The sequence below is a fragment of the Legionella cardiaca genome (assembly GCF_029026145.1).
Taxonomy (GTDB): domain Bacteria; phylum Pseudomonadota; class Gammaproteobacteria; order Legionellales; family Legionellaceae; genus Tatlockia; species Tatlockia cardiaca.
In genome coordinates, this window is the sequence record NZ_CP119078.1 from 2,141,722 (window position 1) to 2,167,009 (window position 25,288).

A 25,288-nucleotide genomic window follows, 5' to 3' on the forward strand; every position below is an offset into this window, starting at 1 on the left:
CTCCGAACTTAACCTAGTTCGGAGCTGTAAAAGCAGAAAGTGATATCATTAAGGGACGCCAGGTGGCCACATGCTTTCTATATGTTCAGCATCTCACAGAAACTAGCTGTCTAAGCTTAAGCCTGGACCAGCAAGGGAAAGTAGCAGCCCCACTTTTAGAACGCGATTTTAATGAAATTAAAACACTACAAAAAAATTGCCAAACAATTCTTGTACTACCGACACAACGTTTTAGTCTGCATCGCATCACCTTACCCTGGCTTGCCGAAAAAAAAGCACGTGCTGCACTCCCTTTTGCTTTGGAAGATAAACTGGCACAAAATGTCAACTCACTTCACTTTGCCTTTGATCGTAACCACTATCAGGATGGGCAATACCTGGTTGTTGTAGGGGACAAAACTTATCTCGAAGAGCTAATTGCCAGATTTGATGCGCTGGAAATTAATTTTGATAGCATCACACTCGATTGGTTTGCTCTTAATCAGCAGGAAATTGCTGTTCTTAATTCCTGTTTACTGGTAAATAAGAGCGATTTCCAAGGTGCGGTAAGTAGCGATTTGGCTGACTTTTTTTTAAATCAACCAGGCACTACTTCGGAAGAATATTCCTTTTATGTTTTCCCCGACAGTAACCAAACCTTCCTCCCTCCGCAACAGGGCTTGATAAAAGAAATCAGCGATGACTCTCATGTATGGCTAGCTCAACGACTGAAAGCAACTAAGCTAATTAATCTTTGTCAGGGTGAGTTAGAGCATGGCGGTTCGCAAAGTAGCACAAAACGTTGGTACCAGGCAGCCATACTAATGAGCCTCCTATGGGTTATTGCATTGCTTGGCACTAATGCCATCAGGCTTTATTACCTTAATAAAGAGGCAGCCACAGTTGAAACCCAAATTGCGGCGATTTATCATGAATTTTTTCCACAAGCTCAACAAGTTATTAGTCCTAAATTTCGCATTACTCAATTACTTAAAGCAAATCAAAATAACTCGGATATGAGCTTTTGGACATTATTAAATATATTGGCAAAAGCTTCGAAAAATAGTCCTATGAATGTGGAGCAAGTTCGATTCCAAAATCAAACTCTCTTAGTCACTTTAACCACTAAAAATTTTGAGGAGTTGGAGAGTTTACAAACTCATTTACAAAAAATGAATATCAAAGTTCGACAAACCCAAGCCTCAACCGAGAATAAAAAAGTCCTAGGTACTTTGGAGCTAAGTTTGTGATTAATTACTGGAATAATCTTAATGAACGAGAACGTTGGATGGTTAGCATTGCAGCAGTTTGCATCGGTGCCTATTTATTTTATCTTTTGGTTTACTCACCTTTAGTAACTGCAGTAAGTAGCAAAGCAGCCCAACTACAGGAAAAGAAAGAAACCCTCACCTGGATGCAGCAAGTTCGCCAACAACCCAAAAATAAAAGAGTACCTCAATCAATAACGAATGCAAAACTGCTTGCGTTAATAGGAAGTCAGTTAAATAGTGGCGCTTTGCGGAAATTTGTTTATCAATTACAACAAACTGGCTCAGGAGACATTCAACTCTCGTTTGAGCAAGTACCAATGCAACCATTTCTATCTTGGCTATGGGCATTAAGCAATGATTACACTGTCATTCTGAAACAACTCAGTGTCGAACGTACTGACATACCAGGCGTGGTTAAAGTGACCATAATCATTGCCCCTAAATAAACCCGACGTCTCAAATAGTACAACTCCCGTTAATTCCCGGAATTTTCCTGAATTTTACTCCAATTTTTAATATCAGCACCTTGTTTGATATTTTCTGGTAGATCATTATATGCTTTTTGTGCCTCTTCATAAGAATTGTAGCTTCCATACACTCCTTTATAATACGCTGAACCGTCTCCACGATAGGATTTAATTTGGGCAGTTCGATTATTTTTAGGAACTTTATAAAGTTTTCCTGCTACTTGTGAAGCTTTGTCACCCTCAGCGACCTCAATGGTGTATCCTTGAGGGTTTTGACTGTTCACCCAATTTTTATCCACATCTTTATGTGAAGCTGGCGAATGGTCATAACCTACATGGTATGAATTCGGCACATTCACCTCTCGATTCGAATAGCGATAATCAACCCCGCCATCATAGGTTTGGTAATAGGCATTCTCGTAAACATAAGGTTGATAATTTGAGTAAGTTGTATAACTGGTTTCCTGATAGGTCGCACAAGCCGAGAGACAGCCTGCAGAAAAACAAAGCGTTAGAAATTTTACCTTTTTCATGACTTTCTCCCTTTTGCCGAGAATTATCTTTATGCAGACCTTTCTGCGTTGATAACCTCTTATTCTTATATGGGATGTAATTTTATCCACTTAATAATTTACCCTCTGACCTTGTTATCTTCAAAATGCTGAAAAACTTTAGCTATTTATGTTGTTTCAATTTAAACAATCGCATAAAGTATGGGATTTGCATCTTGTAAGTTGAAATGTGGACTCATAGACGCTCTGGACAAACTCATCAACGAGGCCATCAGGATCACCGTAATCCTTATGAAAGAGATAGAACCCGGGTGATTCATTGCCCCGCTTTTCGTCGATTACAGCGTAAAACACAAATTTTAGGGACAGATGAAGGAGATTTTCATCGGACTCGCCTAACCCATTCTCTTGAAGTAGCGTCCATTGGTCGCAGTATTGTCCGCAATCTGGCTACGAATCATCAGCAAAGTATTCTCCCTGGCTTGTTACCTAATGATGATTTAATTTCTGTTATTTGTTTGTTACACGACATAGGCCATCCCCCTTTTGGGCATGGAGGAGAAGTTGCTCTAAATTATATGATGAGAGAGCATGGTGGCTTTGAAGGTAATGGACAAACGCTAAGGCTTTTAACAAAAATAGAAGACAGCTATGGCACTTATGGGATGGATTTGACCAGACGCTCTTTATTAGGAATACTCAAGTATCCCGTTAATCGAGAACAAGTTGTTGCAACTGCCCTGCCTAAAACACTTGAGTCGCTTCATAAAACCATTCGCGTTAATGACTGGCTACCTCCAAAAGCTTATTTTGCAAGCGAACAAGCTGAAGTTGACTGGCTCTTATCACCATTTAACGAAGATGACAGGTGTTTATTCCAATCATTAATCAAATTTCCTGCGGAAAAACAACATGGAAAATCAGCTTACCATAATTTTGATTGTTCAATCATGGACGTTGCTGATGATATTGCCTATGGTGTTCATGATCTGGAAGATGCCATTCATTTGCGATTAATAAATCGTGAACAACTTGATAATGAATTTTTTCGCTCACTTCTTTCTGCTACACCGTTAGCCAAAAATCAAGAACAGCTGATTGATTCTTTATTTAGTCAAGAATTATGTCAACGTAAGCAAACCATCGGTGAAATGGTTAACTATTTTATAACCGCCACGCAAATTACCATTACCAATGAAAATTTTGAAAACAGCCTACTTAAGCATAATATTGTGCTCTTGCCAGAAGCAGCCGCTTTACTTGAATACTTCAAAGATCGCATTTATCGCTACGTTATCGATTCACAAGAGGCTCGGACTTTTGAATATGGCGGGCAAACCGTTGTTCTTCGTCTTTTTGAAGCGATTAGTTCTAATCCAGGCAGCTTACTAGATAGTAAAAATCGAGAGCGCTTTCATCAAGCAGAAAGTGAAATAGCCGCTTTTCGCATAGTTTGTGACTATATTGCCAATATGACCGACGAATATGCTTATCGCATGCACGAGCGATTATTCGGTTTTAATACGCGAACTATTTTTGAAAGGCTTTGATTTTATACCCATTTTATCGCAACAGGGAAGCTTGCATATCCAGCGCATTCCTATCCTTTCTTATAAGACAATTAATTATGAAAGTCATTTATTGACTTATTTTCTGAAAATTCACGGCCCCAATTGGAATAATTTTACTCAAAGTCATATAATATAATTCAATTTGAATAAAAACTATCCATATAAAATGTTTAAAGATATTAAAGATATTCTTGTCAAACCTGATGGCAGCATTAATGAGGAAGAAATTGCTCACTATATAGCGGCTCATGAGAATAATGTTGATGCTCCTTATGATAACCCCAATAGTAAATTCAACGATCAAACTCTTTTCTATGCAGCAATGACTCATGATGAAATCAGCTCATATACTAAAGTAAGGCTAGCCTCCTATTTGATCACTAAGGGGGCTAAAGTTAATAAAATCGGCTCAACAATGGAGAAAACTCCTAACAAATATGATGAATTAATCGATATCGCACTTCAGGAAAAAAATTATGAAGCAACTTATCTTCTCTTAAGAGAAGCAAAGAATGTTTATGGCTCTTTTTATAATGCCTACTCAGGAAAAAGTTTACTTGATGTTGCTTTAGATAAAAAAAACGAAGAGATACTCTCTTGGATATTAAAAAATGCTCCTACTCTTCTTTCTAAAATACGTACTGACAAATTCAATAAATATTATGAAAGTATAATTAAGACTTTTCCGAATTTTGAAAATAGTGAAAACTATTTGCTTTTAAAGCAAATTGCTGAAGAAAGAATAGATTATTTATTTACTCAATTAGGATTGATCGAAAGCGAGGATATGGCATTAATATTAGCCGCGAAGATGAGTAAAAAACCTTATCCAAACTCTATTTTTGTCATTAAAAAAGGGGACAATTTAGGTATAATAGCGGACCAGATCAAGAAAATTTTGGAATCTGAAACTTCTGAGGACATCATTAAATTCCAAGTCATCTACTATCAGGGACACGGCTGTTTTGGTGAATTTGAAATTGATAAAACCAATAATCCACCAACCGTCAGGTATGCTCATATTGATCCCTTCCCACAACTAATTAAATATAACGTTTTAATTACCAATGATTTTGTAAGAAAAATTTCCCCATTGGCTAATATTGAAATTTTGGAATCTGATTTAATGATGCAAAAAGGAGCCAGTTGCACTTTCTTTTCTGTTGATGGTGCCATGACATTATCCACTCCAAGCGAGCGAGACTACGTTTCAAGCGTTATGGAACATATGAACAAACATGGTAAAGAATTGCCTCATCCATTTAAGGAAGAAAATGTTAAATACAAGCGATCGCCTACATTGCCAACAAGATTAACCAGAGGATTGCATTATATTGATGATGATCTCCCTTTTAGAGGACTAAATTCATTAATTTTTAATTCGCCGGAAAAAGCTACTATTGTAAATAAAAAAGGGGAAACCGCAGAAAAAGCGATTCGCAACGATATACAACAACATCCTTCAACCTCTAACTCAAATATCACACGTGATTGGAATATGCGTATTGAACGTAAAATGAAGCAACTTGGACAAGCAGTACACGATTTTATAATAGAACAGAACATTAATGTCCTTGACCCTTCATTTTCTCGCTTGTTTGACCAATATAACCTTAACGGTTTGGTACAATTTTGTGAAGAAAAAATTGAGCCTAATGAAAAGACATTGCTTTGTTAATATAAGAAATACGTACCGGGGGTAATATTATTGTTCATTGTCATCCTAAGCGGTATTAAGCCAAAAATTAATGTGGGGAAACCCCACTATAAATTTTTACTTCCTCTCAATCAATTTATTCACGTGTAGATTACTACCAATCGTGACTTCGCCAATGTTCTCAGTAGCTATATTCAGCATACTTCTTATATAATGAGAAAATTGTAAATTGCTATCAACTCCTTTTGTCTATCTTATTGATCTTTTTATTTTAATACTCTTTGTATTTTTATCAATTTTAGTGCATACAATTCGCGCTAATTGCTGTATAATATATCTACACCTTGTTGGATAACTAACTCAGCTATAAAAAAAGTATATGAATATGAAAATTGCAATCATTGGCGCTGGCTGGTATGGCTGCCATTTAGCATTAGAATTACGAAAAGCCGGCTATGATGTAACAATTTATGAAAAAAATAGTGATATTTTAAGTGGTGTTTCTGGTAATTTTGGTATTCGCATTCACAAAGGTCCTCATTATCAGAGTTCCCCAAAGACACGAGCGAGCTGTCAGGCAGACTTTGAAAGATTCTGTACTGCTTACCCAGAATTTGTAGTTCCACACCGAGAGTCTATCTATGGATTAGGAAAAACGGATGCATTTGGCAATCCCTCTAAAGTTAATAAAGAACATTTTATAACCGTTTGTGAAGAGACTCCCGACGCTAAACCCGTTGATTTAAGTAAATCACCTTATCAGCAATTAGATGCGGCAATGAATCTTGATGAACCAAGTGCTGTCATTGGAGAAAGATTAAGGAAGGGGTTTAGAGAAAAATTAGAATCTGCCGGCGTTAACATTGTTACTAATTGCACCATTGATAACATTTACTCCTCCCAGAACGATAAATGTATTCTGGTTGATAAAAAGGGCCATAGTATTTCTGTTGACTACGCAATTAATGCTACGGGCTATCAATCCTTCTTCCCCCCTGACATTGAGAAAAATTTTCCCGTTGAAATGGAGGTCGTCTATCAACCTTGTCTCGCTTTAGAATATCAAGATACCAAACCTCAGGAGGCTCCTTTCTCCTTTATCGTAATGGATGGCTGGTATCCTTGTATAATGCCTTGTGTTAAAGACAACCCTTTTAAGCATCAATATATTTTAACGCACGGTGCCTACACCATCCTGGCATCTTGCAAAACTCCTGAAGAAGCTTCTAAAGTCCTTAGCGAGTTAAAAGATGAGTTTGTTGATAAAGAAATACGAGCCCGTTCAGCAAGCGAAATGATTCGTTTTTGGCCGGAATTTGAAAAACGCTTTAAATATCAGGGGTGGAAATCAACTGTCCTTGCTAAAATTAAAACTAAAACTGAATTCAGAAGTGCGGTTACATTTGCCTCCGATAAGGTTATTCATGTTATCCCAGGGAAAATCAGCAATGTCATGACGGTTGGAGATGAAGTGATGGCATTATTAAACGACGTAAATTGTCTACAGGAAAAGGGGGTTCGTTTTATGCAAAATGGTGTGCTTGATCAAGCACGTAGTGAAATTGCAACAAAACCAGCCATCGGTGAACCAAATACTTGTACTTTAAATACTTACGCTGATTTAACCCGCAGTGATTTGAAAAAAACAGCTTTGACGCCACCAACTACTTTTTTTAGTATTAAAAAGACTCTGTTAACAAAAGACGGCTCGACCAAAAAAGTGTCTTTGCTTTCGACTCAAGACCCATCTGATTCGCAAAAAACGACTACGGTGGAGTTAACGGAAAACCCGAATGCGTCTGACATTTATTCTTATGCATTTTTTAACAAGTCAAAGGCACAGGCTCCAAGTGATATGAGGATGCCTTCTTGTTGTCAATAGCGGAAATTTGACCTAAGGACAGTAATGACCTCCTCTGCAAAAAATGGACAATCTCTGCCGATGGAAGAACAACTGACGAACACGATTATTGACCATCTTCCAGCACAAATCTTTTGGAAAGATAAAAACCTGTTATATGTAGGTTGTAATATGGCGTTCGTTAAATCGCTGGGTTTACAGTCAAAAAAAGACATTATCGGGAAATCTGATTTTGACTTACCGGTATCAGAAAAAAGTAGTATTACTTATCGTGCTGATGATCGCAAAATTATCGAATCAAAAAAACCCAAACTTAATATCGAAGAGTGTCAAATTTTAACTGATGGTACAGAGCGAATATTAAGTACAAGCAAAGTTCCCCTTATCAATGAACAAGGTGAAGTCTATGGTGTCTTGGGTATTTATATTGACATTACCGAGCGCATTAAAATGGAGCGCATTTTAGCGAAAGCTAAGGAAGAAGCGGAGATTTCCAATAGAGCAAAAACTGAATTTATTACTAATATGAGTCATGATATTCGTACGCCAGTAAGTGGAATTATTGGTATTTCAAAATTATTAGAAGAACGCGTTGTTGACTCTGAAGAAAAACAATATGCTCAATGGATTAATGAGAGTGGGGAGCAATTATTGGGTTTATTAAACAGTGTTTTAGACATTATTTCTGCCAGTCATAGCATTGAAAATCAATTAATCGAAGAAGAGTTTGATTTATACCAAACCTTGAAAAACCTCGTTACTCTTGAATTACCAACAGTAAAACTTAAGCAGCTGGAATTAAAAATTGACTTTGATAAAACCATTGCCAACACCATCATTACTGACCGCACAAAATTAGTACGTATACTGCTTAACCTTGTGGGTAATGCTATTAAATTTACGGATAAAGGAGCAATTACTATCAAAGTGCTCAATCTTAAAGAAGAGCCTGACCAGCAATTGCTTGAGTTTACCATTGCTGATACCGGCATTGGTATTCCCTCTGAATTGCAGCCCAAAGTTTTCGATAGATTTTATCGCATTACGCCCTCTTACAAGGGACAATATGAAGGTCATGGTGTGGGTTTACACATTGTCCAAAATTATTTAACCGTTTTAAAAAGTGAACTCAAATTAGAAAGCGAACCCCAAGTAGGTACAAAAGTTATATTTAACTTAAACGTCAAACGCGGTCATCAATCTATCCTTACAGAAACACATCCGGTTAAAGCAGAGGATAATATCATTGGATCTTTTAAAATATTTGAAGAAACGCCTGCCGTTTTGTTGGTTGAAGATAATCCTATTGCCCTTCGTATCGCCGAATCGATGCTTAGACAAATTGGCAGTCGTTGCGTATCAGCAGCCAATGGCGAAGAAGCTTTGAAACTTCTTAAAAGGAAAAAATTTGATTTAATTCTAACAGATATAGGTTTACCTGGCATTTCAGGGCAAGAATTAACCGAATCAATTCGTATTTTAGAAAAAAATAACAATCTTCCTTCTATTCCCATTATTGGCTTAACTGCTCATGCTGTTGCAAAAGTTGAAGAAACATGTATTCAAGCAGGAATGAATAAAGTACTTACCAAACCGCTTTCATTTAGAATTTTGCAGGAGACATTAACCACTTACTTAACAACGAGCGATAAAAACAGTTCTGCGATTCAGACTCCTTTGGGCGCTGATTTACCCGACACAGAAGAAGAGTTGTTTCGGCTCGATAAATTTCCTCTCTTCAATCTCCATACTGCATTAACCAATCTCGGCTCGCAAGACACTGTTAAAGAATTACTCAATTTGATGGTAAACACTGACTTACCTCAAGAGGAATATGAAATCAAGCAAGCCTATAAAGAAAAAAATTGGGATAAAATTGAAAAAATTGCGCATAAAATGAAAAGCGGAGCGCTGTATTGTGGAACTATAAAATTACAGTATGCTTGCCAATATCTGGAACGCTATTTAAAAGCAGGACATTCTCATTATCGGGAAAAACTTTATCATCAGCTGGATGCTGTTCTAACACAAACAAAGACTGCTATTATTGACTGGCTTTTGGCTGAAACTTAAAAAAACAACTGAAAAACCATATCGAAATATGGCGTCCCCAGGGGGATTCGAACCCCCGTTACCGCCGTGAAAGGGCGATGTCCTAGGCCTCTAGACGATGGGGACCTGGAACTTAAATTACAACAATAAAACACTAACACCAAATGGCGTCCCCAAGGGGATTCGAACCCCTGTTACCGCCGTGAAAGGGCGATGTCCTAGGCCTCTAGACGATGGGGACCCTAAAACATTTTCCCATCAACAACCGAGGTTGATGATGGTGGAGCTAGGCGGGATCGAACCGCCGACCTCTTGCATGCCATGCAAGCGCTCTCCCAGCTGAGCTATAGCCCCGAAATTAAGAATCGCAGTTTAATGATCGACCTTAAAGCTGTCAAGCAAATTTTAATAAATATTATTACTCCTACCAGCTAAATAAAAGAAAATGCATCAAAACTTAAGTAATGATTAATTTTTACCCATTGCGTTAATCTTACGTTAATATAACCTAACTATAATTGCTAAAATTTTTTATAACTACGAGATTTTTATGTCTAAATTAACCAACTTATTAGAGTCTACTCGTCGCAACTGGGAAATCTATCATACCTCAGGTAAGGTTGAAGCTTTATTAGCCAATATTGAAAAATTTGAAAAAATTTCAGAGCGCGCACTAAAAGGAATTCTAAAAACAGCGACTAGTTTCGAAATGACGGAATGTAATGAAGTATTATTGTTGGTTGCTCAAAGCTATACAAATTATGCATTTGCACACATTCAAGCCCTTTCATCTGATAAAGCCCAAGAATATTTGTCTAAAGCTGAACAATGCTATCACTATGTAACCCAGTATACAGGTATGCTTCCTCCCTTTAGTGTAAGCCGTGAGCTAGTTTGGCAAAATACAGAAGCCGAACTTTATAAACATAAAATTAAATTCCAACAAGCGCAGATGCAGCTACATTTTATTAAAGAGCAAATGCAAACGCCTTATGATGCAAGAGAAATGCGCCAAGCCTTGCAGAATGTAACTAGAGCTTATTCTACCTTTAGACAAGTGCTTGCAAGAAGTTATAAAGACCAAGTTTATCAACAAAAATTTAACCTTGATGAAAGGCTGCAGTCTTCCATCGCCGAAGGCCTTGAGCAAGCAAAAGCGCTCTTATCACAAATCGATCAACGTGAACTGTCTGGAATCAATTCTACGATAAATAGAAACGACGATAGAAACGGTACAAAAGAAAAAACTCGCAGACTTAAGAAACATAGAGCACTTCCTCCAACAGCAGAACTGGACAGCGTTCCGGAAATTGGCATTGCAGAAAAAGAGAAAAAGGAAGAAACACCAGTCATTACGAGTCAAAAAGAGCAATCCATCAGCATGGAAAGAGACTTATCAAGCATAGACTATACGGCCACTGGATTTGGACTTCAAACTGAAGAAGAGGAAGAAGTCATTCCAACAGACATGGAAATTTCTACGAAAACAATAACACCAACACGTATGGAATTGAGTAGTTCTCCTAATCGTCCAGAAGAGCTAGTGTACTTAAGTTTTATCGCAAGTACATTCTCACCGCAACCTATCTCTCAACCGAGTATCCCGTCAAGTGAACCAACTGTATTGTCAGAGACTAGTACTCTCGCTCGCTCAACCTTTTGGACACCTCTTCCCAATCATGAGAGAGACAGTGAAGAAGGTTACCGCTTATTAAATGAGTGGAAATCAGTTTATTTTAGCAGATTAAGACATACTGTTTCTGGACAAGAAGAGAAATCCTTAATCCTCGAAAAATTGGCACATGCCCTGCTATTCGCTGCAATCCAACTACAAAGAGACAGTACTCTTTTTAGAGGACAAAAAATGAATCCTGCACTTCGATTGGCAGTTCAATTTTTTATGAAATCAACAGAGTTAGTCACTACATCGAATCCAGCACCCAAAATGGAAGAGCTATCCCAAGCATACGCCGAATTATTAGCACCTTTTATCAATCATTCTTTAGGTAGAAACTTGGAGCCGCATGCTTACCTGCAGCATCTTAATCGCCAGATTATTAAAGAGCGACTACCTAGTCTTATAAGTACAAGACAAGATGTTAATGCAATAATCAGAGACACGTTTTCTGTTTTAGCATCTCAATGCACTACAACTGATTATGACCTGATTAAAGGTGCTTTTTATAACACGCTTACGGCTGCAACCCGTCGCCTGACGCAAAAACAGAACGCAAACATGAGTTAATTACCTGGTTTTGCTAATGAGGCAGGAAAGCATTTATCCTGTCTCATTTCTTTCCCAATACAAATCCTCTTTATTCGCTGTTCCATATTGACTTCAAGTTCATCAAAAGAGAAACTGCCTAAACATTTTTCAAGGATTTATTACTGAAGGATTGGTATGTTTTTTAAAAATGCGATTGTCAGAATCCCCGGGCTCTCCATTATTCATGGTTTAACATCCTCCCCCAATCCAGATAAGCCAGATTATAGGTTAGCGCACATCCAACATCAGAACTATATTAAAGCGTTAATTAGTTGCGGAGTTGAAGTGACCCAATTACCTCCTCTTGAAGATTATCCGGATTCATGCTTTGTTGAGGATGTTGCCCTATTAACAGAAACCATTGCGGTACTTACTCGCCCCGGTGCAAAGCCAAGACAAGGTGAGGTCACGGAAATACAGGCGACAATTCAAAAATTTTTTCCCAATAATTTAACGCATATCAGCCCCCCTGCTACTTTAGAAGCCGGTGATATTCTCAAAGTTGACAATCATTTTTATATTGGTTTGTCGAAAAGAACTAATCTTGCGGGTGCTGAGCAAATGATACAAAGCTTAACGACAAACGGCTATACGGCATCCTGTATTCAACTAAAAGAATTCCTTCATCTTAAAACAGGCGTCAGTTACTTAGGCAGAGGCTATTTATTAGTAAGTGGCGAATTAATCAATCATCCGCAATTTCAATCATTCAAACAAATTCCTCTTGCGGTTGAGGAAGCTTATGCCGCTAACTGCATCATGGTGAATGGTACGGTATTAATACCCCAAGGATTTCCCAAGACTAAAAAAGCCATTGAAGATCATGGCTTTCAAACCCTTACTGTAGACCTGAGTGAATTTAAAAAACTCGATGGCGGTCTAAGTTGCCTGTCATTGAGATTTTAATGAAGAAGCAATTATCAATAGGGAGCCTCAGTTTAATCACCATTTGTTCAGTAGACAGCATCCGTAACTTACCTGTTGCAGCATTAGCCGGAAGCCAACTATTGAACTATTTTTTCTTGGCTTTACTGTTTTTCCTGCTACCTTCTGCAATGATTGCTGCCTGGTTTTCAGAGCAGTCTCAACAAGGTGTGTATGGCTGGGTTAAACAAGGATTAGGGAAGCAATCAGCCTTTGCTGCCATATGGTTTCAATGTATTCAAAATATTTTGATCTACCCTACTTTTTTAAGCTTTATTGCGGGGGCATTGTTGTATAGCTGTTCCCCGCAATTAGCAACCAACAAGCATTTTATTTTTATTACTATTCTCTGTCTTATCTGGACATTGACCTGGATTAATTTAAAAGGAATTCATTTATCAAGTTGCTTTAATAGTTTTTGTACTGTTTTCGGTCTACTATTGCCTTTTTTGCTGATTCTTATTATGGGTGGGATCTGGTCTTTTACCCATAGAGCTCCTGGTAGCTCTCTACTTCCAATTGCCACATCCTATTCGTGGACGTCACTAGTTGCCATCATGCTATCATTTTGTGGAATTGAAATTGCTGCTGTTCATGCTAAAGAGAGTCAACCTGGTTCTTTTGCCAGAGCAATTTTTATTTCGGTTGGCGTTATCTTTTGTACCATGCTCTTTGGTGCGATTACTTTAGCTATGATTATTCCATTACAACAATTAAATTTTATTAGTAGTATCCCCCAATTAATTGATTTATTTTTTAATGAACTTCATTGTGGCCAATTCGCTTTTTTAATAAATGGTCTCATTGCAATTGGCTGTATTGGTACAGCGAATAATTGGGTTATAGCGCCAATTAAGGGATTAAGTTTTGCCATTGATGAAGGATTTCTACCTACAAGACTGATTAAAGCAAAGGCTAAAATTAATCCTAACAGGCTTTTAATTACCCAAGCCATTATCGTGTCGATAATTAGCACTTTATTTTTAGCCTTTCCAACAATCAATGGCTCTTATTCAATAATGCTTAATTGTGCAACCCAGGTGTACTTATTGATGTACATCATGCTTTTTGTAAGTGCTATAAAAATTGTTTTTAATGATAAAAAAATAACCTGGACCATTCTAATTTGGGCTTCACTGGGACTTTTAGGTATTGGCCTCGTTTTAATAGTTAGCCTAATTCCGCCTTCTATTTTGCATCTAAATTCCAAATTATTTTATACCGTGTTCAGCCTGTTATTCCTTCTAGCAATGATATTAATTCCATTAAAATCATTAGGGTATGGACGCTGAATTTAGTGATGCTCCCACCCCTGCAAGCATCTTGCACAAACTCAACCTCTAAGTATAAATTAATTTTCAAAACTATTCTTCAGAGTAGCAATGAATAAGCTAATTTTCGTTTTGATTACTTTCTTTAGTACGCAGGTTACAGTCGCTTGCACTCGTATCTTTTGGAATGAAAAAAATGTTGTGACTGTGGCTAGAACATTTGATTGGGATAATGATTATAATGAAACGCTTCTTATCTTACCGCGCAATAGATTACATACTGGGGATACGACCATTAATGAAGCAGTCTGGCATTCAAAATTTGGTAGTATCGTTGTTCAAGAAAACTATATGACGCAACGAGCAATTACCGATGGGGTCAACGAAGCTGGTTTAGCCGCCCATTTACTAGTGTTTGAAGATGGGCAATATCAATCACGCGACATAAAAAGACCCGGAGTTAGCATTCGTCAATGGTTGCAATACTATCTAGATAATTTTGCCTCAGTAAATGAAGTTATTAATAATATAGATAATATTCAAATTGTTCCTGCTGGTTTTGCCAAATTTGATAATCTTTCTTTGCATGTAGCCATTGAAGACAGCTCGGGCGATTCAGCAATTATTGAATTTATCGCCGGAAACCTAAGCATTCATCACAATAGCGCTTATCGCGTAATGACCAACGAACCAACCTATGAGCAGCAATTAGAAAATTTATGGCGCTATGAACAAAAAAATTGTATGCGCAAAGAACTTCCTCTCGATGATAAATCGCAATCACGTTTTGTTCGCGCTTCCTGCTACCTCCGTTCACTACCAACCATTAGCGATAGTAGACACGCAGTAGCCTTACTAGCATCCATTGCTGAAAATGTTTCTGTGGCCTATGGAATGTCACAAACAGAAGCGACATGGTGGCGTACTTATATTGATTTCAAAAATCACAACTATTATTTTAAATCTACTCAAGTGCCCGGAATATTTTGGCTAAATTTTGCAAAAATTAATTTTGGTAATCCTGCTTCTTACCGTGAAATTCATGCACATGACTCAAGATTAATGGGAGATATTACTTAATTGAATATGTTTTAAAGAAAGTAAAAGGCGGCTAAAGACTTAGGCGCCTTTATTATTTTTAGGCGGTAGTTTCAGTGCGCTTTTTTGCTGCTTTTTTATGCTGTTTCCAATCGCGATCTTTAGCAAAAACAAAACTTGCAGCTTCTTCAATAAAAAATCCGATATCATCAATATTTGCCCAAGCGCAATACTCATTAATCATTTCAAAGGTTTCACTGCTAATTTCAGCTTTGATTTTTTCTTTTTTTTGTACACGAGTACTGTTAATAATTGGCATATCTGACCTCAAATGTTATTTAAACGAATAAATCTTAACAAATAAAACTATGATTGCAAAGCCAGTTCCGATCGAGATTCTTTATAGTCCAAATAAGAACTAGTTTACTCCTTTTAAGTCGAAGTAATACCAAATGGTTTAGGAATTTCAGGGTAAAAACTACTCCATATTCTATCGCAATAATTAAGCAAATTAATGTGTGTTTGCAAACAAACTTTTAATGGGTCTGCGAAAGGTAACCAAGCGATATTTGCTAAGAAACCAAAAGCTGTTGCGTCAATACTAGTTAGCTCATCACCATGAAAATATTTTTTTTCGCCAAGAGTAACAGCAAGTGCATCCAAAGTTTTATACCCCATTTGTTTGACCTCATCCAAATTATGACGTCCTATGCCTTGCAAATAGAGTGCTTTTTTTGTCGCTTTACGGACAGCATTAGGAACGAATAATTTTGCAAACTTAGGTAATTTAGTAAAAAATGGTTCTCGCAAATGCGACCAGCCAAACTCATCTTGCCAGCGCAAATAAAGCATAATCCAATACAAGCGCTCTGCAAAAGTATTGTCTAATAATATTGTTAAAGCTTTTTCTTCTTTCGTTAAATTCCTATCCAGAGGATCACCAAATTTGCTAACAAGATAATCAATAATAAATTCACTGTCTGGGATTACTTTGTCATCAATCTTAATAAATGGCAACTTCCCTTTTGGTGCTTTTTTAGGGTTCATAACAAATCTAATTTCATAAGGGATTTCCGCCATACGCAAATAGGTTTCTATTTTTAAGCAAAAAGGACTCGCATTCGGTAATCCCCAAACACCAGGAAATTGGTACAATATAATCATCGTTACTATCTCTTTTATCTATTATTTTTGGGGCGAGATTATACTCAGGTACTCTTTTCTTCGAAAGTAATAAGATATAAATAGGCAGGAATTAACTATGAATAAATGCCCTTGTGGTTCATCCAGCGATTATGCAACCTGCTGTGGTTTATACATTAATGACATTACTACCGCGCCGACACCGGAAGCTTTAATGCGCTCCCGTTATACAGCCTACAGCCAAGCCAATATTGATTACATTAAAAAAACAATGCGTGGCAAACCCTTGACAGGCTTCAATGAAATTGACGCAGTAGCCTGGGCTAAACGCGTCGTTTGGCTTAATTTACGCATTGTAAAGGCCTATCTTGATAGTACTAATCAAGTCAAAGGGTATGTGGAATTTATTGCACGTTTTAAAGAGAATAATCAACTATTAACACTTCATGAATTAAGTGAATTTGAATGTGATAATGGAACATGGTTTTATATTGCAGGTCATGCACCTGAAAAACAAAATGCGAAACCTCAACAGAAAGTTTCACGCAATGCACCTTGTCCTTGTGGAAGTCAGAAAAAATTTAAGAATTGCTGCTCAAACTAATGGCTCCATTAATTATTAGAAAAATAGGTTTTATATAACCTCAAATAAATATCATCTTTTTCCATTTGTAATAGTACTTTATTAATACGTTCAATTAATTTTATTTTTTGAGGCAAAGCCATGATAGCTATTCCTTCGCCAAGCATAACGACAGGTGCCATAGGCTTAAATGAATTTCCACCATTTTCATGCCAATAAACCACATCAGAGCGATATAGAAATACAGCAGAGAGGGTTTTATTATTTAAAGCGTCCAGCAAATCCTCAACATCATCATATTGATTGATTTTAAATTGTCCCTGGTAATTATTCACGAGATAATGATACAAAACACCACCACTCAGTTCGTCGCGTATAACACCTACGGTGGTGTTTTTTAAATCCTCTATCGAATCAATATTGCTGTTTTTCAATGTTAAAAACTGACTCTTGGTCAACAGATAAGGCAAACTAAAAATAAAATCGCTCTTCCGACTTTGGGAAATAGTAATTCCAGCAATCGCAAGATCGACCTCTTGATTTTGTAATGCTTTATAGAGTCGGGTGGAATTTTTCTTTGGGATTAACTGACACTCTTCTTGTAAGTATTTGCAAAGTAAGCCCGACAATTCAATATCGAACCCTTGTGTTGCGGATATAATAAATGGCGGATCATAAGTGAGAGTACCGATTTTAATATTGCTATATCCAGAAAAAGAAGTAAAAAGACAAAAGAATAACAATAAAATTTTAACTTGGCTCATTTCAAATCCCTTGATGAAAAACCTTAAAAGATAGTTATATTTTTATTCTTTAAAAATTTAAATTTAGTGAATTTTATCTTTATCAAAAATTATATGCCTATTTGATAAATAGTTTTTGTGAGTAACGATGATAACCAGAATTAGCGAATAAGTCATTTTTCCATTGGTCAAATTGCTATTCAAAAATTGGCGCTCAGTTAAATAAGAATCTATGCTTAAAACATACTATAAGCTGTGGAGAGTTCAATGAAACGAGTAAAAAAGATAAGCACCAAGAAAGAAGCAAAGCAAATTCACCAGGAAGAATTAGAAAAAGTAAATGGCGGTAACGGCCCACAAACTCAAACCTCCTGTACTGTTTATCCAAATGGTTCACGAGTATGTACCGGACAATTAGGACCTTTAGACAAGCCAAAATAATCAATTATGTTGGAGTAGATGAAGAAAAGCCTATCTACTCCAATCGAGAAATTTCAATCTGTTTGGGCAAGTAATTTATTAGTGTATGCAATCGCTAAAGCAGAGGTTAGTAAAGTAATATGAATAACAACTTGCCACATTACAGTATCAAATGATTGCTTACTCGGATCGATAAAGGTTCGTAGCAAATGAATTGAGGAGATACCGATTAGAGCAAGTGCCAGCTTAATTTTCATTGCTCCAGCATCAATATGATCTAACCATTCAGGTTGATCTGGATGATCCCGTAGATTAAGTCGGGAAACAAATGTTTCATAACCGCCCATAATGACCATAATTAATAAATTGGCGATCATAACAACATCAATTAAATCCAAAACACCGAGCATAATTTGTGTGTTATCAGCGCTGTTGATATGTAGCACCAAATGGAATAATTCTGTAATGAATCGATAAGCATAGGCCGTTAAAATTACGAGTAAACCTATATATAAAGGAGCTTGTAACCAACGCCCCATAAAAATTAATTGACTAATGAGATAGGGAAGTTTTTTCATTTTATTATTAACAGCAGTTTCGTTCATAATTTACATTTTGTCAGAACAATAAGATAGTTACATTCCAAATTTTACTTCAAAGGTACACGTAGGTGAAAAGTTGAGGTAAAACAAATGGTGGGCCGTATAGGGGTCGAACCTATGACACAGAGGTTAAGAGCCTCCTGCTCTACCAACTGAGCTAACGGCCCACAGCTTCTTACAGAATAGCGTCTTTAAATAAAAATTCAAGAGGCGAGTCAATCAATAGGCAAGATCTAATCTCGGTAGGTTATACTCGCCTCAGGGACTTCAATATTTTGAACTTCTTGTTTTTTCTTTGGAGTATTCCGAATTTTCATAAACAAACCCAATCTTTTTTCTTTATTTATTTTAAAATAATTTTCCCTTCTTTTTTCTGTTCCATTAAACATTCCTAACTTCGATTGCAATTTGACCGAGAGGCGAGGCTCGACTGACTCAATACTCTCTTTTATGGGAAGTTGCCATTTATGTTCCTCAATGTTGAACCATCTATTATCTTTGCAAGCCCAACGCACGTTGTGCTCATCAGGAGAAAACACTGAAGCAGAATAGTAAAAAATTGGGAGCCCATCTGATCGCAGATAATTCTTAGAAAAAACCCATGCTCTTTGCTGATTGATTTCGTTGGAGCCACAGCAATATATATGAATAGAACCAAATAGATGAGCAATACTTAGCATATCGTAATTAAAACGCATACTAAGCGTTGCCATATCGATAAAAGTAGCCAATTCTTCTTGACTATGATTGGCTATTTGCCCTGGTTTATTTTCGTATCCATGGCCAAGAATGTAGATATTGCTTTTAGCCTTTACAAACTTTTGAGAATACCTGTCGCCAAAATAGATAACTAAAATTTCTTCTTGGGAATTATTTTTATGATTATTAACCCAAATTTGGGCAAGATTGGATAAATCACCCGCCTTATCCTTTAGAAAAGGAATATATAGAATTATCATTTACAAAATTAACAAAAAGATTGTGCGACAAGCTTACTATTTTTTTCTTAATAATTTATTAAGAATCAAATTTAGCTTGCTGATTTCGACATTTAAAATACGTGACTTACATTTTTTTCTTCTAAATTGCTTGCGTAACTCGATACCATTTCTTCATCATTAAGCAGTGGCATTAAAAAATCAGACATATAGGTAATGCGTCTTGCCAATGAGCCTTGCAAGTTAATTAGCGGAATTTTACGTAATTCATTTAATAAATCACTCATTGTTTGAGGCGACGAGTTAAGTATATTTTTTACCTCAGCAATGTGATGACGATTCCAATGACCTGTAAAAAATCTTATCAATCGATTCGATTTTGTATAATCATAAAGTAAGGCCAAAGCATCATGCAAAACTGTTTCACTTGAGATTTCTTCATTTCGCATAGCTTTATCGGAACTGACAGTAGCAATACGTCTATAAGCTGACAGTGTATGAATTTTTGCAAACCAGTCAATTAACTCGCTATGCCCTTTTTCTTTAGCAATTTCAGTTAAAACTGAAATATCTGGAGGATTTTTTTCATGAACCATAGAACAAACGATTGTTTTGACCAGTGAAACATTTCCTTGATGTACTGCTTTCTTTAATCGCTCTGATCTTGCAACCATTAGGTTTTTAGACGCAGTCAACGTAGGTCTTTTATCTGATTGTTTTGACGGCATCTCCGATGACAATTCCTCGTTCCCTGCAGCATCCAATTGCAAAGAGTGTTTTTTCTCTACAAAAGGAGCCATTTTTTTCTTATTATCGGATGATACAAATGGGGAATATTCTGGTTTATCAAACAAGGGAAACAGGGCTGTTTGATTAGTAGTGAATGCTAATGATGCAGCACTATCGATAATATCAGAATTATTTCTAAGGCCTGGAGTACTTAATAGCGCTGAAGCCATCGCTAAATTGCCACTTCGAACCGCGGCAAAAACACCCTCCTTTATTTTTTCATTCTGAGGAGCAAACTCCCCCTCAAGGTGAACAAGTTGTTCGACCGCTTTACAGTTATTTTTCTGTAAAAAATCTGCAAATAAAGAATCAACATTCGCCGACCCAAGATTTTTTAACTTACAAGTTTCGTGAAGACAGGTTGCAATATCTTTGTATTGAGTGCTTCCCCATACTTCTGCCAAACTAAGTAATAATGCTTCTTCATCAAGATGGATTAAACCCTTGTTACATATCTCAGCAATCATAGTAGAATCTTTCTTTTGGAAGGCATTTTGAAAAATTTTTCTTACCGTTTCAGCATCAGGATGTAAGCGTTGATCAAACGATTCATAAATTTTCCTAAGTAGCATACTACTACCTTCTGGTACAATCGTCTCAAGAATTACGTTTGCTACATCCGCCTGCTCTAATGCGCGGTCTCCTGACAATTGTGCGATACAATGTGCAACCATAAACCACGAGGGACTTATCAATGCTCTATGAAACAAAATTCTAAGATCTGATTTTTTGAGTTGACTCTCTCCGGTTAAATTAATTAATAAAGATAAGCCTTCGTAATTTTCGTTCCGGAAAAAATAATCCGCGCCATAACGAGCCAGTGCATAGGTGAAACATTTGCCGGTGGAATTAATAAAATTTTGTTGTATTTCCCAAGACGAGGTTGCTAGAACATTGCGCCAGGTAGAGAGACAGACTTGCTCAACAGGCACCCTGTCTTTAGGTACATCACATAAAACTTTAACACAATCCCAGTGTTGCGCTTCAACAGCTGTTTTAAAGGCCTTATTAATATGCTCCCTTTCCGGAGTAAACCTTAATCCACAAAGCAAACTAATCCCTTCAGAAAAACCAATTTCTGCGGCTTTGTAAATTAAAGAGGAACACAGGCTGTTTGGTATAGTTAAGAGTTCTCGATGCTCGATAAGCAAACGAAATAGAGTCCTGTCTCCAGTGTCAATAACCGTCACGATAATCGCTTCTATCTCTATGCTTCTGAATTTTGCGATAATCTCAGGGACTAAAAATAGTTTCACAATAGCAGAATCACCTTCCTCTATTGCAGTAACAAAAGCCATATAAAAGATATCACCATTAATAAGTCGGAGATAACTATGTTGACTAAGAAGATAAGTAACCAGTTCTTTATTGCTATAATCTACAGCTTCTTCAAGAAGTGAATCTATCTCAGGGTTCCATTGAATCAGATACCAATGACGATTATTCTGACTTAGAATTTCAATAATTTGCCTAGCTAACCATCCATCATGTTCAATTAACAAATTAACCAAAGTTTGCTGGCATTCAAAAATACCCTTTTCCTGAGATAAATCGAACAAGATTGCTAACATAGCTTTCAAATTGAACTGTTCCTTCAATAAGGAAAAACGTTTTTTGATTAATGTTTCTTTGAAATAAGTATCTCGAGTATTTAAATTATCTTTTTCACCTTTACGAATGTAATGAATGAATCTTAATTTGCGATCAAAAATTGGCCAATTTTCTTGCAATTCATGAAAATCGGCATGATCAAAATCTGGTTTACTGAGACTCAATTGGTATAATTGTTCCAACTCTTGCTCAACTTGAAGTTGTAGCTTGTCTAAATAATCAAGTGTTTGAAAGCGAACAATAGCCTGCTCCACCAGTTCCTCTTGTGCACTCTCATCCGCTGACTCACTACTCTCATCCTCGCTGCTGCTCTTATCTTCATCACTTTCGTCAGGAAATTGTAAAAATTGATACTCTTGCCTTACGATGGCTTCATTTTCTTCTGTGAGTAAATCATAAGGTGGTAATAACAACAGATTAATCAACTGCTTATAAAGATAATGGGCCAAAATAAATCTGCCCTCCTCCCTGCACCACACTTGCACGTGGTATAGAAGATGAAATTTCCTGTGTAAATCTATTTTATTATCTGCAAGCAACTTCTCGATATAACCAACGAAAACATTCTGACTAAAAAACTCCTCCATATCGTCACGTTCTAAAAGCAAATACATCGCGATTGCTTCATCTTTATCTAGCAACTGTTGTAAAAGCGATCGTGAAGAAATAAAACTCGATAAATATCTTAATCTTTTAATAAGTTTAATATCTTCATAAGAAGTGAGTAACTGATTAATTAAAAGAGGTAACCCAGAGGATGCAATACCATCTCTATTCAAGACTTTTTGTAAAAGCGTGGTGTAAATTTGCTCTTCTTCATCTGGTTCTTCATCTGAGCTTTCATCATAATAATATTCATCGTAGTACCATAAAAAAACTTGAAACAGAAATTCTGCTCCAAATAATTCATATAACGCTTTAAATGTTTCAGCATCCAAGCTAGCACCCGATAATTCGATTTCAACAATATCAACAGACTTAAGATCCTCTTTAGAGATTTTGCCTTGCAGATTAAAATTTTGAAACGCCTCATGTTGAGCTCGACATTTAACAGCTGCCTTAGCTAAGTCTTTGGTATTCTCATGAGAAGCTAATAAATTATAAAATACGTTTACTGGATTATTTTCATCATCAAGAATATGTAGATTAAATCCCAAAAATGCATGTAATAAACCCGATTTAAGAATTGCTTCATGGGTTATATTCTGCTGACATAGCCAGATAACGAAAGCAGCAAGTTGATGGGGTTTATCAAAATAATCTTTTAACAAGGTAAGTATAATTGCTGGTTTTTTGATTTTTTTTAATTTTACGGAGATCTCTTCTACTAAAGTTTCTAATGTAGGTTGCTGCTGAGACGCTGATTGAGATTTTCTAAGTTCAATTAACGCAGCACCCTTTGTATAGATAGAGCGCAATTTTTCCTCTTGTCCATAAAAAGAAATTGCATTGCTCTCTTCTTTATCAAGAAAAACAGTAAATACTGTGCCAATTTTCTGCTGAAATACAAATTGTTCTGCCTTCGATTTGCCTTTCTCCTGGTGCTTTTCGGCGAGCCACAAAATAATCGCTTTGTAGATATTTTGCGATAAATCTTGATGTTTTGCACAGAATGCTAAAAATTTTACAGCCTCGTCCAATACAGACTGCTGGGAACTATTGTCCAATTGCTTCAGACACTCTTTTTGCAGTTCAGCGAGGATTTCTGAGAAACATTGCATCTCTGAGGACAAGGGAAATACACCGCCACTTGTCGTAAGCCACCGTATTAAATCGAGGAGCTGCTGGAAAGTCATACCGAAGTCCTGCAATAACAAATTAGAGCGACATTGTATATTAATCAGGCACGGCAATGAAACAAAACTGGATTGGTGTTCACTTAAGAAAATCTAGAAAACAACAGGCCTTTAGAGTCCCTGTCATTCCATTTTTTCTCTGGGGCGTGTTGTCATCCCATCGTCTACGTGCCCTATTAACTATCTAACTTTTTGATGGCATTCATTATTACTAGCGATTATCTGGGGTTTGTCCTTCATCATCTTCCCCTTCCTCAGTAGTCCTAATTCCTTCGTCTTCTTCATCATCACTATGTTCTTCTTGTTGTAAGCGCTTTTTCCAATCTAGAGAATTAGTTTTCTCCATTTTATTAGCAAATAATGTGGGGGCAGCATTAAGATCCAACATCTCAACGGGTATGTTTTCAATCTTTTTAACTTTGCCCTTTTTATCAACGCTCTCTTCTGGTTCTTTAACTTGTTGTTCACGCTTAATAGCAGCAGTTTTATTTAATGTTTGTGCATGAATATCTTGCTCGTGTTGTTCAACAAGACCAGGGATATTAACACTGGCAACGCGGTCACTATATACCTTAGCGATTTGAGCCACCATTTCTTCATCATTTGTCATTTTTTCTTCAATCTGTGACTGCATTTTTTGCTGATGCTGTTGTTCACGAAAAATCTTAAACCCCAAAAGACCGCCTGCAAATGCAGCTACAGCTAACGATAGAGCAGCGACAGCAATAACCGCTGCAATAGGAACACCAACGCCTGGCACTATTAAAGCAAAAGCTGCAATTGCTAAAGCAAAACCAGTTAAAGAAGCAACATAGCCTGCGCCTTTTACCCATTTTTCTTCAGTAGACCAATATTTTTTATCCAACTGCTGGCGCCCAACAAAATCACTTTTTGCCGGATCATTGAGAATGCTTTCTAGTTGCTCAACTTCTTCCATAGTGGCTGGAGAAACCTGACGCTCCCCCAAAGACTTTGCATGAAACTCTTCGTAAAGGCCGGCGCTTTGTTTGGCAAAATCAATAGCGCCATACCCTAAGACTGCTGCTCCCAAAACCAAGCCTGGAATAATCAATGGTGGGAAAGCAATACTTAGCACTGCTGCACCAACTACAAGCAATGTTCCCAATCCCATCCATAACACATCAGTCAAGAGTTTTTTACGCCTATCGGTTTCTTTCAGATAAGACAAACGAGTATCAGCCAACAATTGAGCATTTTGTTCTATAAGAGTCACTGAAGCAAGATTTGCTAAATCTTGATAAGACTCCCTAATTAATAAATCCTCAATTAATAACGTTCTCTGCGCTTCAAATTGTTTTGGATCCGTTTCATTCTTTAAAGAATCTAATTGTTTCCTCCACTGCTCAAAGTAAGGATGTTCTACGAACCATGCAGGCAAATCTTGTAAGGATTTAACCTCGTTAGTCGTTACCTCCAGCAATAAACCGTGAAGGTAATGGAAGAAACGAAAATCCTCCAATGGTTTCTCCAAATCACCTTCCAGAGCTAATTTTGCTTTTAAATTTGTCATTAATTGATTAAATCGTTGCTGCTGCAGAAGAAATATTTCTTTAGAATCGGCATGCAGCATACCCTTGATCGACTCTTGAACCGCTATAAGAATTTTTTGCTGCAATTGTTTTGTTTCTGCAGAAGAATTTTTATCGATGAGATCATTTGTTATTGCTTTTATCTGATGCTCAATAATTAGTGCCGCAGTCAATTCTAATCTCAGTGCTTCCTGATTAAACGATTCAATACTTTGATTCAAATTTTTGGCCATAGATATCTCAA

Annotated in this window: 20 protein-coding genes and 4 tRNA genes; 12 read left to right on the forward strand and 12 right to left on the reverse strand. The window is 36.8% G+C overall.

The features are described from left to right. Positions 1-62: 62 nt before the first annotated feature. Together gspL and PXX05_RS09115 are read left to right on the forward strand one after the other, a co-directional pair. Entirely contained in the window at positions 63-1,229 is a 1,167-nt protein-coding gene (gene gspL, locus PXX05_RS09110; RefSeq protein ID WP_275087917.1) for a type II secretion system protein GspL, read from the forward strand. After that, the gene (locus tag PXX05_RS09115; protein ID WP_275087918.1) at positions 1,226-1,696 is read left to right on the forward strand and encodes a type II secretion system protein M; all 471 of its coding nucleotides are present in this window, start codon (positions 1,226-1,228) and stop codon (positions 1,694-1,696) included. The genes gspL and PXX05_RS09115 overlap by 4 nt, the downstream gene beginning before the upstream one ends. A gap of 29 nt (positions 1,697-1,725) precedes the next feature. On the opposite strand, the gene PXX05_RS09120 is transcribed toward PXX05_RS09115, so the two are convergent. After that, positions 1,726-2,250 (reverse strand): SPOR domain-containing protein, encoded by a 525-nt coding sequence (locus PXX05_RS09120; protein WP_275087919.1) that lies wholly within the window; start codon positions 2,248-2,250, stop codon positions 1,726-1,728. Between the two features lie 206 nt (positions 2,251-2,456). Between PXX05_RS09120 and PXX05_RS09125 the strand changes: the two genes are divergently transcribed. The 4 genes from PXX05_RS09125 to PXX05_RS09140 all read left to right on the forward strand — a co-directional run bounded on the left by PXX05_RS09125 (position 2,457) and on the right by PXX05_RS09140 (position 9,391). Continuing rightward, the gene (locus PXX05_RS09125; protein WP_275087920.1) at positions 2,457-3,779 is read left to right on the forward strand and encodes an anti-phage deoxyguanosine triphosphatase; all 1,323 of its coding nucleotides are present in this window, start codon (positions 2,457-2,459) and stop codon (positions 3,777-3,779) included. Between the two features lie 187 nt (positions 3,780-3,966). Next, the gene (locus tag PXX05_RS09130) at positions 3,967-5,478 is read left to right on the forward strand and encodes a hypothetical protein (protein WP_275087921.1); all 1,512 of its coding nucleotides are present in this window, start codon (positions 3,967-3,969) and stop codon (positions 5,476-5,478) included. A 358-nt stretch (positions 5,479-5,836) separates the two neighbouring features. Beyond that, positions 5,837-7,339, forward strand: a complete 1,503-nt coding sequence (locus PXX05_RS09135) for an FAD-dependent oxidoreductase (protein WP_275087922.1) — start codon at positions 5,837-5,839, stop codon at positions 7,337-7,339. A 24-nt stretch (positions 7,340-7,363) separates the two neighbouring features. Beyond that, entirely contained in the window at positions 7,364-9,391 is a 2,028-nt protein-coding gene (locus PXX05_RS09140) for a PAS domain-containing hybrid sensor histidine kinase/response regulator (protein WP_275087923.1), read from the forward strand. A 29-nt stretch (positions 9,392-9,420) separates the two neighbouring features. Here the strand turns inward: PXX05_RS09140 and PXX05_RS09145 are convergent. From PXX05_RS09145 to PXX05_RS09155, 3 genes are all read right to left on the reverse strand, one after another. Beyond that, positions 9,421-9,496: transfer RNA gene (locus PXX05_RS09145), tRNA-Glu, on the reverse strand. Positions 9,497-9,535: 39 nt separating this feature from the next. Beyond that, positions 9,536-9,611, reverse strand: a tRNA-Glu gene (locus PXX05_RS09150). Between the two features lie 37 nt (positions 9,612-9,648). Next, positions 9,649-9,724, reverse strand: a tRNA-Ala gene (locus PXX05_RS09155). Positions 9,725-9,920: 196 nt separating this feature from the next. Between PXX05_RS09155 and PXX05_RS09160 the strand changes: the two genes are divergently transcribed. The 4 genes from PXX05_RS09160 to PXX05_RS09175 all read left to right on the forward strand — a co-directional run bounded on the left by PXX05_RS09160 (position 9,921) and on the right by PXX05_RS09175 (position 14,911). Continuing rightward, a complete protein-coding gene (locus PXX05_RS09160) occupies positions 9,921-11,615 on the forward strand; it encodes a hypothetical protein (RefSeq protein ID WP_275087924.1) in 1,695 nt (564 codons plus the stop codon). Between the two features lie 156 nt (positions 11,616-11,771). Then, a complete protein-coding gene (locus PXX05_RS09165) occupies positions 11,772-12,542 on the forward strand; it encodes a dimethylarginine dimethylaminohydrolase family protein (RefSeq protein ID WP_275087925.1) in 771 nt (256 codons plus the stop codon). Continuing rightward, entirely contained in the window at positions 12,542-13,852 is a 1,311-nt protein-coding gene (locus tag PXX05_RS09170; protein ID WP_275087926.1) for an APC family permease, read from the forward strand. Before PXX05_RS09165 ends, PXX05_RS09170 begins: the two co-directional genes overlap by 1 nt. Before the next feature lie 90 nt (positions 13,853-13,942). Beyond that, on the forward strand, positions 13,943-14,911 hold the full coding sequence (locus PXX05_RS09175) for a linear amide C-N hydrolase (RefSeq protein WP_275087927.1): 969 nt from the start codon (positions 13,943-13,945) through the stop codon (positions 14,909-14,911). A 58-nt stretch (positions 14,912-14,969) separates the two neighbouring features. On the opposite strand, the gene PXX05_RS09180 is transcribed toward PXX05_RS09175, so the two are convergent. Continuing rightward, positions 14,970-15,188 carry a hypothetical protein gene (locus PXX05_RS09180; RefSeq protein ID WP_275087928.1) on the reverse strand — a complete coding sequence of 73 codons (219 nt, stop codon included), beginning with the start codon at positions 15,186-15,188 and terminating at the stop codon, positions 14,970-14,972. 113 nt (positions 15,189-15,301) lie between these two features. Next, a complete protein-coding gene (locus PXX05_RS09185; RefSeq protein WP_275087929.1) occupies positions 15,302-16,033 on the reverse strand; it encodes a glutathione S-transferase family protein in 732 nt (243 codons plus the stop codon). A gap of 97 nt (positions 16,034-16,130) precedes the next feature. Here PXX05_RS09185 and PXX05_RS09190 point away from each other — a divergent pair, with 97 nt between their 5' ends. Beyond that, the gene (locus PXX05_RS09190) at positions 16,131-16,616 is read left to right on the forward strand and encodes a YchJ family protein (protein ID WP_275087930.1); all 486 of its coding nucleotides are present in this window, start codon (positions 16,131-16,133) and stop codon (positions 16,614-16,616) included. Positions 16,617-16,624: 8 nt separating this feature from the next. Here the strand turns inward: PXX05_RS09190 and PXX05_RS09195 are convergent, their stop codons facing one another. Then, positions 16,625-17,359 carry a transporter substrate-binding domain-containing protein gene (locus PXX05_RS09195; protein ID WP_275087931.1) on the reverse strand — a complete coding sequence of 245 codons (735 nt, stop codon included), beginning with the start codon at positions 17,357-17,359 and terminating at the stop codon, positions 16,625-16,627. Between the two features lie 246 nt (positions 17,360-17,605). Here PXX05_RS09195 and PXX05_RS09200 point away from each other — a divergent pair, with 246 nt between their 5' ends. Then, entirely contained in the window at positions 17,606-17,779 is a 174-nt protein-coding gene (locus PXX05_RS09200) for a hypothetical protein (protein ID WP_275087932.1), read from the forward strand. Positions 17,780-17,832: 53 nt separating this feature from the next. Here the strand turns inward: PXX05_RS09200 and PXX05_RS09205 are convergent, their stop codons facing one another. From PXX05_RS09205 to PXX05_RS09225, 5 genes are all read right to left on the reverse strand, one after another. Then, positions 17,833-18,363 (reverse strand): TIGR00645 family protein, encoded by a 531-nt coding sequence (locus PXX05_RS09205; protein WP_420844579.1) that lies wholly within the window; start codon positions 18,361-18,363, stop codon positions 17,833-17,835. An 88-nt stretch (positions 18,364-18,451) separates the two neighbouring features. Beyond that, positions 18,452-18,527: transfer RNA gene (locus tag PXX05_RS09210), tRNA-Lys, on the reverse strand. A 66-nt stretch (positions 18,528-18,593) separates the two neighbouring features. Beyond that, the gene (locus tag PXX05_RS09215) at positions 18,594-19,319 is read right to left on the reverse strand and encodes a hypothetical protein (protein WP_275087933.1); all 726 of its coding nucleotides are present in this window, start codon (positions 19,317-19,319) and stop codon (positions 18,594-18,596) included. Between the two features lie 92 nt (positions 19,320-19,411). Then, positions 19,412-23,494 carry a DUF5617 domain-containing protein gene (locus tag PXX05_RS09220; protein WP_275087934.1) on the reverse strand — a complete coding sequence of 1,361 codons (4,083 nt, stop codon included), beginning with the start codon at positions 23,492-23,494 and terminating at the stop codon, positions 19,412-19,414. Between the two features lie 211 nt (positions 23,495-23,705). Next, positions 23,706-25,277, reverse strand: coding sequence for a hypothetical protein (locus tag PXX05_RS09225; protein WP_275087935.1), 1,572 nt, complete (start codon positions 25,275-25,277; stop codon positions 23,706-23,708). Between the last annotated feature and the right edge of the window lie 11 nt (positions 25,278-25,288).